A 17,397-nucleotide genomic window follows, 5' to 3' on the forward strand; every position below is an offset into this window, starting at 1 on the left:
CCGGGCTTTTGTTGCTTGGTCATGAAGATGCGGCTTATTCCGGGTCACGCTGCAAGGGCAGGGTGACTTCAAACACCTCTTCATCCGGGATGAACTTGCGGCTGAAGCCGAGGCTTTCGCAAAGGGTCAGCATCCGACGGTTATTCGGCAGAACCTGGCCGATGAAGGTTTCTGTGCCCTTGCGACGGCAGAATTCGATCATCTTTTCCATCAGAATGCGGCCAAGGCCGCGGCCCTTGATATCGGAACGCACCATAATGGCGTATTCGGCTTTCTCGTTGTTCGGATCAATGACGACCTGAACGATACCGTGAATTTCGCCTTCCTGGTCACCGTTTGGCAGGATGGCAAGGAAAGCCATGTCGCGATCGTAATCAAGCTGCGTCTGACGGGCCATTTCCGAATGCGGCAATTCACGAACCGATCCGAAGAACCGGAAGTGAATATCTTCCGGGGTTAGCCGCGACATGAATTCGTAGTGGGCCGGTTCATCTTCGGGCTTGATCGGACGCAGCAAATAGGTCGTCCCATCATCCATCACCACCTTTTCCTTCAAGTGGCGCGGGTAGGGATGAATGGCCAGGCGCTGTTCATCGCTTACAACCTTTGGCGTTACCTTGATACGGGCATCGAGCGCAATCACACCTTCACGGTCAGCCAGAAGCGGGTTCATGTCAAGTTCGACAACTTCGCCCAACTGCACAACCAGCTGCGAAAGCCGCACTAAGGTCATGTAAAGTTCTTCGAGATTGACCGCCGGGACATCACGGTAACCCTGCAGAAGTTTATGAATGCGTGTGCCTTCAACCAGTTCACGGGCAAGTTTCATGTTGAGCGGCGGCAAGGCCATCGCACGGTCCCGGACGACTTCGACTTCGACACCGCCATGCCCGAACAGGATCACCGGGCCAAAGATCGGGTCGGTGGTCATGCCGACAATCAATTCACGTGCGCCGTCACGTTTGACCATTTCCTGAACGGTGAAACCGCGCAGGCGGGCTTCGGGGAATTTCTTGCCAATAACGCGCTGCATTTTTTCGGCTGCGGCACGAACTTCCTCGCCGTTCTCAAGGTTCAGGATCACGCCACCAACATCGGACTTGTGGCTGATGTCGTCCGACAGGATCTTGAGTGCGACCGGGCGACCGATCTTCTCTGCTTTACTAACCGCGTCGTCAACATCAAGGGCGGCATAGGTTTTGACGGTATTGATGCCAAAGCATTCCAGAACCGATTTCGCTTCCGGTTCGGTCAGCATGTGACGTCCGGCATGAATTGCGGCGTGAATGATGCTGCGTGCCTTGTCGACATCGGGTGTGTAATCGTGCGGTACCGAAGGCGGCGTTTCCATCAAGAGTTCTTGCAGCTTGCGGAAATTGACCATGTGCTGGAAGGCTGCAACAGCATTTTCCGGCGTGCGATACGTCGGAATACCAGCCGCATAGAACATATTGCGGGCTTCGGCCACCGTGGCCTCGCCAACCCAGTTGGTCAGGATGTTTTTCTTGCTGTTCTTGATGGTGTCAATCACGCCCTGTGCGACTTCGACCGGATCCGTGATGGCTGTCGGTGCATGCATCACCAGCAAGCTGTCGATATTCTTGTCTTTCAGGACAACGTCAATGGTCTTGGCATAACGTTCACCCGGTGCATCGCCGATGATGTCAACCGGGTTTGCGTGCGACCAGGTCGGCGGGAGGACTTCATCAAGGGCTGCAATGGTTTCGTCGTCAAGATGGGCCAACTGGCCATGTCTTTCGATCAGGGCGTCAACCGCAAGCACCCCGATCCCGCCACCGTTTGTCACGATACCAAGCTTGTCACCACGGAACGGGCGCATCCGCGACAGCGTTTCAGCCGCCGAGAACATCTCACTGACGGTGTACACGCGCAAAACACCGGCACGTTTGATGGCGGCGTCAAAGACGTCATCGGCACCGGCAAGCGCCCCGGTGTGGGACGCGGCCGCAGCTGCACCCTCGGCAAAGCGACCGGATTTGATGCACAGGATCGGTTTGTTACGCGATGCGGCACGGGCGGCAGAGATAAAGCTTCGGCGTTCGTGAATGGACTCAATATAAAGCATGATCGCGCGGGTATCGGGATCCGAGCCCAGATAGTCGATGACGTCACCAAAATCGACGTCATCGCATTCACCCAGCGAAATAAAGTGGGAGAACCCAATTCCGCGTGCAGCAGCCCAGTCGAGAACGGCAGTACACAGCGCACCTGATTGCGAAACAAAGGCAATCTTGCCATTGCCAATGCTTTGATGGCTGAAGCTGGCATTCAGGCCAATGCCCGGCACCATCAGGCCAAGGCAATTCGGACCAAGCAGGCGCATCTTCTTGGAGGCCGCGATATCAAGCATCGCCTGTTTGACCGTGCGGTTGTCATCATACTGTTCCGCACTCAGGCCCGCGGTCAGGACAATCGCCGCAAGGCAGCCTTTTTCGGCCAGGCATTCCATAACAGGAACGACACCTTTGGGCGGAACACAGATCACGGCAAGCTCTGGTACCACGGGCAGGCTATTGACGTCGGGGTAGGCCAGAACACCACCGATTGACTGACTGCGTGGGTTAACCGGCATGATCGGCCCGTCAAATCCACCGGCAAGCAGGTTCTTCATTATCACGCTGCCGACGGAGTGCGGCCGATTGGAAGCGCCAATCACGGCGACCGAATTCGGTTTAAACAGATGATCGAGGTTGATTGTACTCATCGCCAGTTTGCGCCTTGTCCTGTGTGGGCCGGCCAGATTTCGGCCAACTCGCCCTATATGGTGATGCATGCGCTGTTTTTTCAGCACACCATCATGATGCAGTGCGATATTTTAGAGCGATGCCAATTATATTGATTTGCTGTGCATCAATAAAGCGCTGCCAACACGAAGTTTTTGTGGCAGTGCGGTGCAGCAGGCTATGGGAAGCGTGAAGTGCGGAGATCTGGCGTCATTATTAATGCACGTGACCGTGATGCCCGTCGTCAAATCGCTCGGACTCTTCAAGCCAGGCTTCAACTTCATCCTGCGACCTCATGGCGAGCGCGATTTCAAGGTCGGCTTGGACATGGGCCAGACTGTCGAACATCGGGCACCAGCCAAACGCCTGTATCCTGGCATCGGTTGTCGACGAGATCGTGAACAGATCGCCGTCAATCGGGTGTACCAAGCCATGAATTACCCCGCCTTCGCCCGTGATCAACCATCCGCGGGTCGGTCCGGAGAGGGTGGCGAGTTCAACTTCGCGAAGGCCGATTTTGATTGTTTTCATGGGGTAAACATCCGTGTTTTGACGTTCAAAAGCAAAAGGGACCGAACATTACGTTCGGTCCCTTTTTAATTGGCTCCGGCAGCAGGACTCGAACCTGCGACCCAATGATTAACAGTCATTTGCTCTACCAACTGAGCTATGCCGGATCAGGTGTCACGCGTCTTTCGATGCGCGTGGCAGGTGTATAATCAAACAGCCCGAGGCCCGCAAGACCTTTTTTGAGAAAATCCGGCCAAAATCGCGTCTTTTTCCAACATTGCTGCGACAGGTTATCGGCAGGCGCGATAATGATGGAAACCATTTCCCAACTGGTTGAATTGGATCACGTAAAGCGCATCGTGTTCTGTGGTCGGGAAGGAGCAAATCACATTTGGAATAACTGCGGAATGATATTGGTCCGAAAAGCAAAAACCCCCGGAACAGAGTTCCAGGGGTTTATGGCTCCGGCAGCAGGACTCGAACCTGCGACCCAATGATTAACAGTCATTTGCTCTACCAACTGAGCTATGCCGGATCAGTGGAGGCGCGAGCCGGAATCGAACCGGCGTGCAAGGATTTGCAGTCCTCTGCGTAACCACTCCGCCATCGCGCCTTCGCGTTGGCTGGAGCGGTGTATAGCCTCAACAAACGCACCCCGTCAAGCACCCAATTTTACATTTTTCCGAAGGCTCGGGGATTAGTGCTACGAAAAAGAACAAACCACCCGGGAAAACGTCCCGGGTGGTCGTAAAAGCTTATGGGAATGTCATCCCACAGTTGGTCTCAGGGCTAACCTTTGGCTTTGCCAAAACGGTTTTCAAGCCACGGTTTCAATCGTTCCTCGCGGATCTTACTCGGTGCGAAATCGAGGTTTGCAATGGTATCGAGACTGTTTTCAACCTCAAACGGAATAGTGGTGTTCGGACCCTCGATGGTGATCTCGCCTTTCTCACCTTTCTTCACAGGCTCAGCAAGGGATACCCTCACGCCACCTGCCGAAATGTCGATGGTCTGGCCGCGGATCGATTTCCCGTTAATCTTCACTGTGACGGCGAGTTGAGCTTCGTACCGGGGATCCTTACGACGGTTTACTTCCGGGGTTGCTGTTCGAACGATTCGAACCAAGCTGTTGCGGAGTTCAGCAATACTTATATCGACTTCGTCGGCAATTTTGTTCATGGCGGCGGCTCGGTTGAGATTGTCTTGCGCCTCTGACGCGACATGGCCGATTTTTTCGGTCACCTCATTTGATGCCTCTGCTGTCTGAACGACGTTTCTTGCGATTTCTTGTGTTGCTTCATCCTGCTGTCGAACACTCACGGCGACATTGGAGGCAACCTCGTCGACGCGACGGATGCTTGATGTCATCTGCTGAACGGTGGAAACCACAGATCCTGTCACATTTTGAATTTCACCAAGCTGCCGGGTGATTTCCTCGGTCGACTTGGCGGTCTGATTGGCAAGGTTTTTGACTTCCTGCGCAACCACAGCAAAACCTTTGCCTGCATCACCAGCGCGCGCAGCCTCGATAGTGGCATTAAGCGCGAGGAGGTTAGTCTGAGCAGCGATATCACCAATCAGTTCGGCAACCTCGCCAATACGATCAACGCTGTCTTTAAGTGAGGTGACAGTCTTTTCCGCACTTTCCCCGGCCGTATTGGCCTCTGCGGTAAGGGTTGTGGCTTCTTCAATCTGGCGGGTGATTTCGCGGATGGATGCTGCCAGCTCTTCGGATGCACCTGACACTGTCTCTGCGTTTGCCAATGCCTCATGTGCGGCGGCTGCGACGCTTTCAGAGTTTTCTGAGACGCGTTCCGAAGACCCAGCCATATCACCAGCAGACGAACTCAATCGCTTTGTCTGGTCAATGATGGCCTCTACGATATTTTGAAGTTCTTTTTCAACGGTCTCGGCCAGGCCGCGCAAGGCGCCGACACGCTGTGAATTGGCTTTCGCTTCATTTTCTTCACGTTCAAGCTTTGCATAGGCCAGCTTCGCGTGCAAAGCGCGCAACTGCCGTATCAACCCATTGAAGTCGGGAACAGATGGCATCGGAATAAGATAACCGGAGTCATTTCGTGCGATGGCATCGAAATGGTCTTCCATCTCCCTGAGCGGGCGTTGGAATTTTCTAAGCAGCCAGAAATTAAAGAAAACAATCAGAAGCAATGCCATTATAACTAGCGCAGCTTGGATGATAATGGCTGTGTAGAAGCTGCTCTGTGCTTCTTCGACCGTTTTGCGCACAATATCGTTCTGCGAAACAGACAGATTTCCGATTTGTTCAGTCAACGGGTCAATGGTTTGATAGAGCTCGTCTTTGACAATTTTATCAAGCGCGGCAGTGTCCTCGTTTTGAAAAGCCTGACGTAATCGCTTGATCACCTCATCAGCGGCTGGGATCATACTTCTAATCGTATCAACGATCTGGGCTTCGGCCGGATCAATCTTGCGGCTCAGATAGCTATCCAGGTTTTCTTTGATCCGATTTTCCGCCACGTCAATGCTGTCGATACCTTCTTGCCAACTGAAGTTGCCGTTGCGTACTTTGTGTGAGGCATCAACAACGAAGACCGCATAATCGTCGGAGATCTGTTTGATTAAATTCAACGATTGCACACGGTTGTTGTAAATATCCTCAAGTCGTTTTTCGGTCTGATATTCTGTATAAATTGCGTCACCAACCAAAATCAGAACAATTGCAAGCAACGCACCGAAGGCAAGGCTTAGGCTGCCTCTAATACTTGCAAAGAAGTTCTTTAATTTGGACTTTGTGCTGGTATCGACGATTTCACCGTATTCGAGACTGACATTTTTGGCTTGGCCCGTCCGTAAATCGGCATAGATGCTTTCCGCGTTCTTTTTTTCCTGTTCACTCGGCTTTGTGCGAATTGAGATGTAACCGGTGATGTTTCCGTCTTCGATCGTTGGTGTAACATTGGCGCGAACCCAGTAATGATCACCATTCTTCGCCCGGTTTTTCACAAGACCTTGCCAGGGCAGGCCGGCCTTGATCGTTTCCCAAAGATTAGCAAAGGCATCTTTGGGCATATCGGGATGACGTACAACGTTATGAGGTGAACCAATCAGCTGTTCTTCTGTAAATCCGCTGATATCGATAAAGGACTGATTGGCAAACTTGAGCTTCCCGCCTGTATCGGTTCCAGATACGAGAATGTCACCATCCCCCATCAGCACTTCGCGATTTGTTACCGGCCCATTGTCACGCATGTTATTCCCCTACAATACCAAATTCCGGCTTATGACGTGGTGCAGCACAATTGAGAATTGCATTGGCCGTCTTTCTCGGTTTGGCTGTTTTGTGCCTGGATTATGCTTGCATCGCAGACACATAAAACGTTCTTTGAACTATGTTTCGACGGCCGATCAGCATTTCAAGAGATAGGGCTGCAAATAATTTTGGTTGAATGTTTCAGTCCTTCAAATAATCAAGGATGTCCGGCGCAATCAGACTGAAAACGGAGGCGGGTTCAGTTCGTTTTCTTGATCGTAGCATCAATTTTACATGATCATTTGACTTCCAAATCGTAACATCTGCGTGGTAGATGCCGCGTCGTTCGGTCAATCTTTTAGTGCCCTCAATGTGTTAAAATCGAAGCCACACATTGATCCGATGTTGTCAGTTGCTTATGTGCTGACTATAAACAGGGCAATTGCCGCAGCCGTCTTTGGGGACAACAAGAGGACTGTGGTCTGTTTCTCGCGAGAATTTTCAGGTCAGATAATCATGGATTACCAAATCGCGCGCCATAACATGGTGGAAAATCAGGTTCGGACCAACAAGGTTACCGATCCGCTGGTCATTGCAGCGATGGAAGGGGTTCCGCGCGAACTGTTCCTGCCAGAAGGCAAGCGCGGCGTTGCCTATATCGATGAGGATATCGCCGTGGGCGCCGGGCGTTTTGCCATGGAGCCGATGGTGATTGCGCGCCTGATGCAAAATGCCGAGATTGCTGAAACGGATGTTGCCCTGGTGATTGGTGCCGGGTACGGCTATTCCAGCGCGCTGATCTCGCGCGTGGCAGAAACCGTGGTATCTGTCGAAAGCGACAAGGATATGGCTGCCGCAGCCGAGGCGACCTTCCAGAAGCTCAACTACGACAATGTCATTGTTGTCGAAGGTGATCTGGCATCAGGGTATGCCAAACAGGCTCCCTACAACGTCATCGTCTTCGATGGTGCTGTTGCAGAAGTTCCGGCGGGTATCCTTGAACAGGTTTCCGAAGGTGGTCGCTTGCTCGCCGTGGTGCGTGAACCGGGCAAGGTAGGCGTTGCACGCCTTTACGAGCGCGAAAACGGTGTCATCGGGCATCGCGATCTGTTTGATGCCAACATTCCGTATCTTCCGGGGTTTGAGCCGGCAGAAAGCTTTGTATTCTGATTGAGGTTTGACGGTGCTCGACATCAGTTGTGCTGAACTTGCGTCACGGCTTGATGCGAATGCACCGATTGCCTTGCTTGATGTCCGCGAAGATTGGGAACTTGAAATCTGCGCGATAGATCAGGCGCTCCATATTCCTCTTTCCCAACTATCGGGAAGGTTGGATGAACTGGCGCCTGATATGCCTTTGGCGATCATTTGTCATCATGGCGTTCGCAGTCGCCATGCGGGCCTGTTGCTTGAGGATCATGGATTTAAAGAGCTTTTTAATGTTCGCGGCGGTATAGATGCATGGGCGCTTGAAGTTGAGCGCGATATGAGCCGCTACGATTGAAAACGGCAATGACGGAGAAACGGGGCAAATTACTTTTTTTTGATGCAAATGCCTCTTTTCTTGGAAAATTTTCCTTCCGTCGTTACCATACGTGAAACTGCGCCGGGGTCGGGACTTGGTGTAGGATTTTACAAGGGTAGATAAATGATCAAACGGTTCTTGCTGACCTGCAGTATTCTGGCGACCGGCGGCATTGTTGCCAGCGGCGCTTCTGCAGAAAGCCTGGAAGACGCACTTATCAAGGCGTACCAGAGCAACCCGACACTCGAAGCCGGTCGTGCGGCACTTCGTTCGACCGATGAAGAAATTTCCTCGGCATTGTCAAACTGGCGGCCGAGTGTAAGCCTTTCTGGTAGCGCAGGCGTTCGTGATACCGAAACAGAAACCAACGGTACGAAAACAGATAACAATCTGACGCCCTATACGGTTGGGCTGAACGTTACGCAGCCGCTTTATCGTGGCGGCCGTACCACGGCAGAAACTGAACGTGCAGAGGCCCGCATCAAGGCTGCCCGCGCGTCGCTGCGCTCGACCGAGCAGGATGTCATGCTTCAGGTGGCGACGGCGTATTTCAACGTTCTGCGTGATACTGCGGTTGTTGAGCTTAATCAGAACAACGTTCGTGTTCTGGAGCGTCAGCTTGAAGCGACCCGTGATCGTTTTGATGTTGGCGAGGTGACCCGTACGGACGTGTCACAAGCCGAAGCGCGCCTTGCAGGTGCAAAGGCCAATTTGATCTCGGCCCAGGGTGCCTTGGCCAATACCCGGGCGCAATACGAGCGGCTTGTCGGGAATCCGCCAAGCGATCTTGAAATTCCCAATGCGCTGTCGGGACTTCCGACAAGCATTTCTGATGTTCTGACAATTGCACAGGGTCAGCACCCTGATGTCTTGCAGGCAATTTACAGCGAAGAAGCTGCTCAGTCCGACATCCGTCTGAGCGAAGGTTCGCTTTATCCGGAAGTAAGCCTTGCTGCCGGTGTTGAGCGCCAGCATGAAGCGTCAAACGATGATTTCACGTCTGATACGGCGGACATTATCGCGTCAGTCTCGATACCGCTGTACCAGCAGGGTGCTGTTTTCTCGAACGTGCGTTCGGCAAAGCAGACCGCCGGTCAGGCCCGGATCCAGATTGATGAAGCGCGCCGTTCCGTAATCGAAAACGCAACCAGTGCCTGGGAGACGCTTGTCACTGCACGTGCAAGCATCGAATCGCAGCAGGCACAGGTATCATCAGCTGAAGTCGCCCTTGATGGCGTTCAGCGTGAAGCATCGGTTGGTTCGCGTACCGTTCTTGATGTTCTTGATCAGGAACAGGAACTGTTGCAGGCACGCGTGGATCTTGTGGGATCGCGCCGTGACGCTGCGGTTGCCGAGTTTCAGGTTAAGGCTGCCATGGGGGCGCTTAACGCGCAGGTCCTTGGTCTGCCGGTCGAAATTTATGACACTGAGTCCAACTATAACAAGGTCAAGGACCAGTGGTGGGGAACGGATTGATTGGTTGATGGTCGGGGCAGGGTGGCGACATCCTGCCTTCGAACTTGGGTCGGATCGGTCTGGTTAAATGACACTAGTGCGGAAGTTTAATTATGAGTGACGGGCAACAAGAACCTTCCATGGAGGATATCCTCCAGTCCATCCGCAAGATTCTTGCCGATGAGGGGGATGAAGAAAAACAGGAAGCTGCTCCTGAACCCGAACCGACGCCGGAACCGGAGCCAGAACCAGAACCTGAGCCCGAGCCGGAACCAGAACCCGAGCCCGAAGAAGAAATAGACGAACTTGTGCTTGACGAAGAGCCTGAGGAACTTGAGTTCGAGGAAGAACCCGAGGAACTGGAGCTCGACGAGCCGGAAGAAGAGGAAGAACTCGAACTCGACGATATGCTCGATTTCGATGAAACACCTCTGGAAGAAGAATTCGACGAGCCGGAACCGGAACCAGAGCCCGAACCGGCAATGCCAGCACTTTACGATGATGAAGATGACGAACCGCTGATTTCGAATTTGACGGAATCGACGGCCACCGGAACCATCTCGGAACTGGCGCAAGCTGTTGCAAAGAAACGCGCAGTTGCCCTTGGCATTAATGCAGGTCACGCAACCCTTGAGGATCTGGTGCGCGATATGTTGCGTCCGTTGCTTAAGGAATGGCTTGACGAAAACCTTCCCTATATGATCGAACGCCTTGTGAAAAAGGAAATCGAGCGGATTGTGAACCGCGCCGAAGACCTGTAGGCGAGCCGATTTTGACATTCGAGCGGCGCGCCAACGGTGCGCCGCTTTTTCTTTGGATAAACAATTAAACCCGCAGCGGATCAAAAGACCATGTTGGAGAAGACCTACAACCCGGCCGATGTTGAAGGCAGACTTTACGATAAATGGGAAAAAGCAGGGGCATTTGCCGCTGATCCGGCATCCAGTGCCGATCCCTATGTCATCATGATGCCGCCGCCCAACGTGACCGGTAGCCTCCACATGGGGCATGCACTGACCTTCACGCTTCAGGACATCCTGGTCCGCTATAACCGGATGAAGGGCAAGGATACCCTTTGGCAGCCCGGTACCGACCATGCAGGCATCGCGACCCAGATGGTTGTTGAACGCCAGCTTGGCGAGCAGAACGTCACGCGCCATGACCTTGGCCGTGAAAAGTTCGTCGAGAAGGTCTGGGAGTGGAAAGAAAAGTCCGGCGGTACCATCACCAATCAGCTGCGCCGTCTGGGCGCGTCGCCCGACTGGCCGCGTGAACGCTTCACCATGGATGATGGCCTGTCGGCTGCGGTCCGCAAGGTGTTCGTTAAACTGCACAAGGATGGCCTGATTTACCGTGACAAGCGTCTGGTGAACTGGGATCCGAAACTTCTGACCGCTATTTCCGACCTTGAAGTCGTTCAGAAAGAAGTCAAAGGCCATTACTGGCACTTCAAATATCCGATCGAGGGCCGCGACGGCGAGTTCATCACCGTTGCAACCACCCGTCCCGAGACGATGCTGGGCGATACCGGTGTTGCCGTCCATCCGGATGATGAACGCTATCAGGACCTGATCGGAAAATACTGCATTCTTCCGATTGTTGGGCGCCGCATCAAGATTGTCGCGGACGAATATGCCGATCCGGAAAAAGGCTCGGGTGCTGTTAAGATCACACCGGCGCATGACTTCAATGACTTTGAAGTCGGCAAACGTGCTGGTCTGGAAAAGATTAACATCCTTGATGATTATGCGCGCATCAATGATGAAGCGCCCGAGGAATACCGTGGCCTTGATCGTTTTGAAGCCCGCAAATTGATCGTTGCGAAGATGGACGAGCTTGGTCTGCTTGAGAAGATCGAGGATACCGTTCACATGGTTCCATACGGCGACCGTTCGAACGTCGTGATCGAGCCTTATCTGACCGATCAGTGGTTTGTAAATGCCGAGGTTCTTGCGAAGCCAGCGACCGAAGCGGTTGAAGACGGCCGCATTCGCTTTGTGCCAAAGAACTGGGAAAACACCTATTTCGAATGGATGCGCAACATCCAGCCATGGTGTATCTCCCGTCAACTTTGGTGGGGACATCGTATTCCGGCATGGTTTGGCCCCGATGGGGAATTCTTCGTTGAAGAAACCGAAGAAGAAGCCATGGCCGCCGCCAAGGCGCATTATGGCAAGGATGTCCAACTCACCCAGGAAACCGACGTTCTGGATACCTGGTTTTCATCTGGTCTGTGGCCGTATTCGACGCTGGGTTGGCCGGAAAAGACCCCGGAACTTGCCAAATATTATCCGGGCGATGTTCTGGTCACCGGGTTTGACATCATCTTCTTCTGGGTTGCCCGGATGATCATGATGAGCATGTATTTCATGGATGGCAAAGTTCCGTTCCGTGACGTGTATATTCATGCTCTGGTGCGTGATGAGCACGGCCAGAAGATGTCTAAATCCAAGGGCAACGTCATCGATCCGCTTGAGATCATTGACGAATACGGTTGTGATGCGCTGCGCTTTACCCTGACGGCATTGGCAGCCCAGGGTCGCGACATCAAGCTTGCCGCATCCCGTGTGGAAGGCTATCGCAACTTCGCGACCAAGCTTTGGAATGCGGCACGCTTTGCGGAAATGAATGAATGCAAACCGGTTGATGGCTTTGATCCGGCGAACGTGAAATCGACCCTTGGTCGCTGGATCGTTGGTAAAACGGTTGAAGCGGCCAAGGCCGTTGGCACTGGTATTGAGACCTATCGGTTCAACGATGCCGCAAGCAGTGCCTATCAGTTTGTTTGGGGTTCGTTCTGTGACTGGTATCTTGAACTGGCGAAACCGGTTCTGATGGGCAGTGACGAAGAAGCCAAGGCGGAAATTCGCGCAGTTACCGCGTGGGTCCTTGATCAGATACTTTTGATCTTGCATCCGGTCATCCCGTTCATCACCGAAGAACTTTGGGAAAAGACCGCCGATAGTCGTGCCAAAATGCTGATCGCCGAAGGGTATCCGCAGTTTGACGACGCGTTGATTGATCGTGAAGCAGAAGCCGAGGTCGATCTGGCCATCCGCCTGATTGGGGATATCCGTGGTGTCCGTTCTGAAATGAATGTGCCGCCGGCGGCCGAAGTGCCGATCTATCTGGTTGATGCCACCGACGCGATGAAAGCAGCTGTCACGGCACAGGAAGCACAAGTGAAGCGTCTGGCGCGCGTTGCAGATGTTTCCTTTAAGGGGCAGGGCGACGTCGAGGCGATTGCCAAAGGTGCGATCCAGACTGTGGTTGATGGTGTGACGGTCTTCGTTTCGGTTGCCGATTTCATTGATGTTGCTGCTGAAAAGGCACGTCTTGAAAAGGAAATTCAGGACAAGACGAAATACATCAAGGCCCAGGAAGGCAAGCTTTCCAACGAGAAGTTCGTCAGCCGCGCACCTGAGCACATCGTCACGGCCGAAAAAGCCAAGCTTGAAGAAGCACGTGATACCCTTGCCAAGCTCAACGAAGCTTTGGCGCGTATTGTAGCGATGTAGGGGTTCGGACCAATCTGCGAGAAAGGCCAGCCATCTTTGGTTGGCCTTTTTTGTTCTGGGTTCAATTGAACTGTCGTAATGTCGCAAAAATCTTCACCCGATCATGCAGAATCGCTTAGATTGGCGTCGCCCGTTCCTGTGAGCGACAAGAACCCCCATGGAATGACGATTTTCGTCGCGTCCAGTCGATAAGAATGCCCCGGCCCAATGCTGATTGAAGAATGCCCCTATATCGAGCCCGTTGATGCCTATGGCGCGTTTGCGCCATTTGCCGATAGCCATTTTTTGGATTCAGGTGACCGTGACCGGTTCTCCTACATTGTCGTGTCGCCCCTGCATAAATTGACGGCGAAGAACGGGCAGGCGGTGCTGGATGGCTTTGAAGTGCCGGGAAACCCGTTTGACGTCCTTGGCGATCTGTTGGCGCGCTATCAGATCGAAGCGAAGCCGGACCTGCCGCCGTTTCAAGGCGGTGTGGTTGGTTATTTTGGCTATGAGTTGGCGCATCAGACAGAATTGTTGCCCACAGCACCGGACGACTGGCTTTCAATGCCAGACATGGCCGTCGGGATTTATGATCTGGTGATCGCATTTGATCAGATTGAACGGCGGATGTGGCTTATTTCCACCGGAATTCCAGAGACCGAAGGTCCAAAGCGCGATCAGCGCGCAAACGACCGTATGGCTTTGATCCGCAAGTATTTAAGACTTGCACGCCCGCTGATTGATACGCCCGCTGTTCCGCATGTGCCAAACGTTTCGAACTGGCAGTCAAACTTTGATCGCGGCAGCTACGAGGCCGCCGTTCAGCGCGTGATTGACTACATTTTTGCCGGTGACATCTTTCAGGCCAACCTGTCACAAAGCTTCCGCGCAGAATACGCAAGTGATGCCATCCCAAAGCGGTTCGACCTTTATCGGCGTTTGCGTGACATCAGTTCCGCGCCCTTCGGCGCATTCCTGAATTTCGGGGATGTGGCGGTGCTATCAAATTCGCCGGAACGGTTCCTCAGGGTCAGAAACCGGCAGATCGAAACCAAGCCGATCAAGGGTACCCGACCGCGCGGCGAGACACCGTTAAGCGATGCCGAACTGGCACAAGAATTAATGTTGTCACCAAAGGATCGCGCGGAAAACGTTATGATCGTTGATCTTTTGCGCAACGACCTGTCAAAGGTGAGTAATCCTCACACTGTAAAAACACCGGTGATCTGCGCGTTGGAAAGCTATGCCAATGTGCATCATCTGGTGTCCACCGTGACAGGCGAACTGCGAGAAGGCAAAACGGCTGTTGATGCATTGCGCGCATGCTTCCCCGGTGGGTCGATCACTGGCGCGCCCAAAATTCGCGCAATGGAGATTATTACCGAGCTCGAAAAAACAACGCGCGGTGCCTATTGTGGTGCCATTGGCTATATCGGATTTGATGGGGCGATGGACACAAACATTGCCATCAGAACGCTTAGCGTAAATGGCGGCAAGATGGCCTTCAATGTTGGCGGCGGGATCGTTGCTGACAGCGACCCGGCAGCGGAATACGAGGAAACGCTGGTCAAAGCCGCCAAGATGTTTGAGTTGTTCGGAATAAGTGCCGGGGATCTGCTATGATCCTGCTGATCGATAATTATGATTCGTTCGTTTTCAATCTTGCCCGCTATCTTGAGGAACTCGGACATGCGGTCAAGGTTGTGCGAAACGATGAGATAACGGTGGCAGACGTTCGTGCCCTTAATCCGTTGGCGATTGTATTTTCGCCGGGCCCCTGTGGACCGGATGAGGCGGGAAACAGTCTGGAATTGATCAACGCGCTAAAAACCGAGTTTTCGATGCTTGGCGTCTGCCTTGGGCATCAGTCTATCGCCCAGGCATTCGGTGGTACGGTCAAGCGCGCAAAACGGCCGGTTCACGGGATGACATCATCGATCCGGCATAGCGGGGACGATTTGTTTGCTGGATTAAACAATCCTTTGCAAGTCACGCGATATCACTCGTTAATCGTTGATTTGCCAAATGATGGCACTTTGATCGAGACAGCAACAGGCCCGGACGGAGAAGTCATGGCATTTGCTCATGCGACCTTGCCGATTTACGGTGTTCAGTTCCATCCCGAGGCCGTGCTGACGGAACAGGGCCACGCGCTGTTGGCGAATTTTCTGAAACGTGCTTCCCGGCAGGGAGCCGATAACGATTAAAAGGGACCAGGCTATGCAGGTTTGGATGAATGGCAGTTTTCGTGATCTTGATGAAGCGTCCATTCCGGTAACGGATCGTGGCTTCCTGCTGGGCGATGGTTTCTTTGAAACCATGCGTGCGCACGAAGGGAAAATTGCCTGGCTGGAAGCCCATATGGGGCGGCTTGACCATCATGCCGAGTTGATTGAGTTCCCGCTTGACCTGTTGCCCGAGACAGAAGAAGTCGCAGAAATCGTTGCCAAGCTGTTTGAGCAAGTTCACCGCAAGGATGCAGTTGTTCGCATGACCGTCTCACGCGGCCCGGGCGAACGTGGGTTGCTGCCACCGGGGTCGCCGGATCCGACCATCCTGATTACCGCAGAACCCTTTGATCCGCTGGACCCGAATATCGGTCTGACCCTGGCGACGTCACAGAAAGTGCGCCGAAACCCGCATTCGGTCGCGGGCAGCATCAAAAGTACTAATTATATGGACAACATCGCGGCTAAACAGGAAGTACAGAAATACGGTGCTCAAGACGCGCTTATTCTGTCGGCTGATGGCCATGTGGCGGAAACGACGGTTGCCAATCTGTTTGGTATCACCGGGGAAACCCTGTGGACGCCGGATGAGGATACCGGGATCCTTTGTGGGCTTGCCCGCGATTACGTGCTGCAAGTTGCCGAAGAATCTGAGATTGAAGTGACTTTCGAGCCGAAGGCACCAGAAGAGCTCAAAGAGTTCGATGCCGTGTTTACCGCCAATGCGCTGCAGGGATTGCGTGTTGTTGACCGTGTTGATGGCTATGTTGTCGGTGTGCCGGCAAAAACCTTCTTTACCGACCTTGCCCTAAGGGTGGAGGCGGAACTATGCGATGGTATAGTAATTTAGGTTGAATTCACCACTTTAGTGACGTATGTTCAGCTGCAATTCAAACTGGAATGCATATGAACGCGCACACCACCAAACCACCTGTCACGATCAATCGCTTTGTCGAAAGCCTGCGTAAAAACGCGGCCAAAGGCAAAGCGATTTCGTTTGGGATCCTGAATATTCCGGCTGACTTGCGTCTTGGCACCGATGACTATCAGGCCATTACCCGGGATGCTTTCCACAATCTCCCCGAGAACACTAAGGTCCATCGCCTGGAAAACGGCATGGTGGCTTTTGTGCATGCAGGATCGTGGACAAACGACGACAACACCTTTGTCGAGCATATCCGGGAAATTCTGACCGATGTCCTGAACCGTCAGGGCCTTGGCCATATTCCAACCAATCTCTGGAACCGCTTTGAATGGCCAAAAGATCAGGAGAAGTTGGCAGATTTACTCGGCATCACACTTGCAGAAAGACCAAGTAGTGACGTTTCCGTACGCTTTGATATGGCTGATATGCTGCGTGGCGCGATCACGACAGAGGCTGTATTTGACTCGTGCCGGCGCCAGGCCATCGTCTGTTTTGATGACACCCGACGCGAGGTGTTAGGCCACGAGATCTATTGTTCGCTTGATTACCTGCGCCAAAACCATCTTGCCAGTTTCCTGTTGGAAGGGCCGGGCGAGATCGAGATCCTGTCGCGTGTTTTGGATGAAAAAGTCATGGATGTTACGGCAGCACTGGCACCGTCCATTTTGCCAGACCGACTGCATTTGAACATGCAAATCCAGACGGTTCACAGCGACAAGTTTACCGATTTCATCGCCGAACATGACGGTAAACTGATCGAAAACATGGCCATCGAGTTTTCCATGGAGAACGCGATCGCAAACTGGTGGGAATTTGAAGATGCGTGCGAATTCCTGCATTCCTTGGGGATACAGGTTGGTCTTGATCGCATCACGTTGCCAGCACTCGAATTTCTGTCGCCGCGCAAGATGAATGTCGATTTCATCAAGGTCATATGGGATCAGAATATCGTTGGATCGCGGCGCGCGGAAGTCGCCGAAAGACTGCGGGAGTTTGCTGTTTTGTTTGCCGACCGCAGCCTGATCCTGACGCGTTGCGACAGCCGAACGGCGCTTCGCATGGGCCGCAGTCTGGGGGTGGATGTCTTTGAGGGCAGCTATATCGACGCGATGCTTGGCGGCTATCTTCATCGGGAATGTAAATCCAAAAGCAGATCATCGGACAAAAAATGTGCCGTTTGCCAATGGGCGCCGCGCGAAGCCCGCAATAATGGATGTGACTTCCATTTCCGTGCAGGCAAAATCCTTTCAGACATTTAAACCACAAGGTTTTAAG

Annotated in this window: 12 protein-coding genes and 3 tRNA genes; 9 read left to right on the plus strand and 6 right to left on the minus strand. The window is 53.1% G+C overall.

Translation table 11 applies throughout. The features are described 5' to 3' along the window. Nucleotides 1-34 precede the first annotated feature (34 nt). From WBY09_RS10310 to WBY09_RS10335, 6 genes are all read right to left on the minus strand, one after another. Nucleotides 35-2,725 (minus strand): bifunctional acetate--CoA ligase family protein/GNAT family N-acetyltransferase, encoded by a 2,691-nt coding sequence (locus WBY09_RS10310; protein WP_336232675.1) that lies wholly within the window; start codon nt 2,723-2,725, stop codon nt 35-37. A 235-nt stretch (nt 2,726-2,960) separates the two neighbouring features. Continuing rightward, complete coding sequence (locus WBY09_RS10315; protein ID WP_336232676.1) at nt 2,961-3,275, minus strand: hypothetical protein; 315 nt, start codon at nt 3,273-3,275, stop codon at nt 2,961-2,963. A 70-nt stretch (nt 3,276-3,345) separates the two neighbouring features. Beyond that, a tRNA-Asn gene (locus WBY09_RS10320) sits at nt 3,346-3,421 on the minus strand. 292 nt (nt 3,422-3,713) lie between these two features. After that, nucleotides 3,714-3,789 (minus strand) — tRNA-Asn (locus WBY09_RS10325). A gap of 4 nt (nt 3,790-3,793) precedes the next feature. Further along, nucleotides 3,794-3,867 (minus strand) — tRNA-Cys (locus WBY09_RS10330). A gap of 176 nt (nt 3,868-4,043) precedes the next feature. Next, the gene (locus WBY09_RS10335) at nt 4,044-6,485 is read right to left on the minus strand and encodes a methyl-accepting chemotaxis protein (RefSeq protein ID WP_336232677.1); all 2,442 of its coding nucleotides are present in this window, start codon (nt 6,483-6,485) and stop codon (nt 4,044-4,046) included. A 517-nt stretch (nt 6,486-7,002) separates the two neighbouring features. On the opposite strand from WBY09_RS10335, the gene WBY09_RS10340 reads away from it, so the two are divergent. The 9 genes from WBY09_RS10340 to WBY09_RS10380 all read left to right on the plus strand — a co-directional run bounded on the left by WBY09_RS10340 (nt 7,003) and on the right by WBY09_RS10380 (nt 17,381). Beyond that, nucleotides 7,003-7,656: a protein-L-isoaspartate O-methyltransferase family protein gene (locus tag WBY09_RS10340; protein ID WP_008890969.1), complete on the plus strand. Its 654-nt coding sequence runs from the start codon at nt 7,003-7,005 to the stop codon at nt 7,654-7,656. Nucleotides 7,657-7,669: 13 nt separating this feature from the next. Next, the gene (locus WBY09_RS10345) at nt 7,670-7,990 is read left to right on the plus strand and encodes a rhodanese-like domain-containing protein (protein WP_231959732.1); all 321 of its coding nucleotides are present in this window, start codon (nt 7,670-7,672) and stop codon (nt 7,988-7,990) included. Between the two features lie 144 nt (nt 7,991-8,134). Continuing rightward, nucleotides 8,135-9,487 (plus strand): TolC family outer membrane protein, encoded by a 1,353-nt coding sequence (locus WBY09_RS10350; protein ID WP_064781318.1) that lies wholly within the window; start codon nt 8,135-8,137, stop codon nt 9,485-9,487. Between the two features lie 119 nt (nt 9,488-9,606). Then, complete coding sequence (locus WBY09_RS10355) at nt 9,607-10,227, plus strand: DUF2497 domain-containing protein (protein ID WP_336232679.1); 621 nt, start codon at nt 9,607-9,609, stop codon at nt 10,225-10,227. 90 nt (nt 10,228-10,317) lie between these two features. After that, nucleotides 10,318-12,984: a valine--tRNA ligase gene (locus tag WBY09_RS10360; RefSeq protein ID WP_336232681.1), complete on the plus strand. Its 2,667-nt coding sequence runs from the start codon at nt 10,318-10,320 to the stop codon at nt 12,982-12,984. A gap of 207 nt (nt 12,985-13,191) precedes the next feature. Beyond that, nucleotides 13,192-14,592 carry an aminodeoxychorismate synthase component I gene (gene pabB / locus WBY09_RS10365; RefSeq protein ID WP_336232683.1) on the plus strand — a complete coding sequence of 467 codons (1,401 nt, stop codon included), beginning with the start codon at nt 13,192-13,194 and terminating at the stop codon, nt 14,590-14,592. Then, nucleotides 14,589-15,176, plus strand: a complete 588-nt coding sequence (locus WBY09_RS10370; protein WP_286792070.1) for an anthranilate synthase component II — start codon at nt 14,589-14,591, stop codon at nt 15,174-15,176. The genes pabB and WBY09_RS10370 overlap by 4 nt, the downstream gene beginning before the upstream one ends. Before the next feature lie 13 nt (nt 15,177-15,189). Next, on the plus strand, nt 15,190-16,047 hold the full coding sequence (locus WBY09_RS10375; RefSeq protein ID WP_286792069.1) for an aminotransferase class IV: 858 nt from the start codon (nt 15,190-15,192) through the stop codon (nt 16,045-16,047). Nucleotides 16,048-16,103: 56 nt separating this feature from the next. Further along, nucleotides 16,104-17,381: an EAL domain-containing protein gene (locus WBY09_RS10380; protein WP_286792068.1), complete on the plus strand. Its 1,278-nt coding sequence runs from the start codon at nt 16,104-16,106 to the stop codon at nt 17,379-17,381. Nucleotides 17,382-17,397 lie beyond the last annotated feature (16 nt).

The sequence above is a fragment of the Thalassospira sp. CH_XMU1458 genome (assembly GCF_037027205.1).
GTDB lineage: Bacteria > Pseudomonadota > Alphaproteobacteria > Rhodospirillales > Thalassospiraceae > Thalassospira > Thalassospira tepidiphila.

Bases quoted from the DNA above. Each gene is read 5' to 3' on its own strand.
- WBY09_RS10310 (WP_336232675.1), bottom strand. From the start codon at position 2,725: ATGAGTACAATCAACCTCGATCATCTGTTTAAACCGAATTCGGTCGCC.
- pabB (WP_336232683.1), top strand. From the start codon at position 13,192: ATGCTGATTGAAGAATGCCCCTATATCGAGCCCGTTGATGCCTATGGC.
- WBY09_RS10335 (WP_336232677.1), bottom strand. From the start codon at position 6,485: ATGCGTGACAATGGGCCGGTAACAAATCGCGAAGTGCTGATGGGGGAT.
- WBY09_RS10350 (WP_064781318.1), top strand. From the start codon at position 8,135: ATGATCAAACGGTTCTTGCTGACCTGCAGTATTCTGGCGACCGGCGGC.
- WBY09_RS10380 (WP_286792068.1), top strand. From the start codon at position 16,104: ATGAACGCGCACACCACCAAACCACCTGTCACGATCAATCGCTTTGTC.
- WBY09_RS10355 (WP_336232679.1), top strand. From the start codon at position 9,607: ATGGAGGATATCCTCCAGTCCATCCGCAAGATTCTTGCCGATGAGGGG.
- WBY09_RS10360 (WP_336232681.1), top strand. From the start codon at position 10,318: ATGTTGGAGAAGACCTACAACCCGGCCGATGTTGAAGGCAGACTTTAC.
- WBY09_RS10340 (WP_008890969.1), top strand. From the start codon at position 7,003: ATGGATTACCAAATCGCGCGCCATAACATGGTGGAAAATCAGGTTCGG.
- WBY09_RS10315 (WP_336232676.1), bottom strand. From the start codon at position 3,275: ATGAAAACAATCAAAATCGGCCTTCGCGAAGTTGAACTCGCCACCCTC.
- WBY09_RS10375 (WP_286792069.1), top strand. From the start codon at position 15,190: ATGCAGGTTTGGATGAATGGCAGTTTTCGTGATCTTGATGAAGCGTCC.
- WBY09_RS10370 (WP_286792070.1), top strand. From the start codon at position 14,589: ATGATCCTGCTGATCGATAATTATGATTCGTTCGTTTTCAATCTTGCC.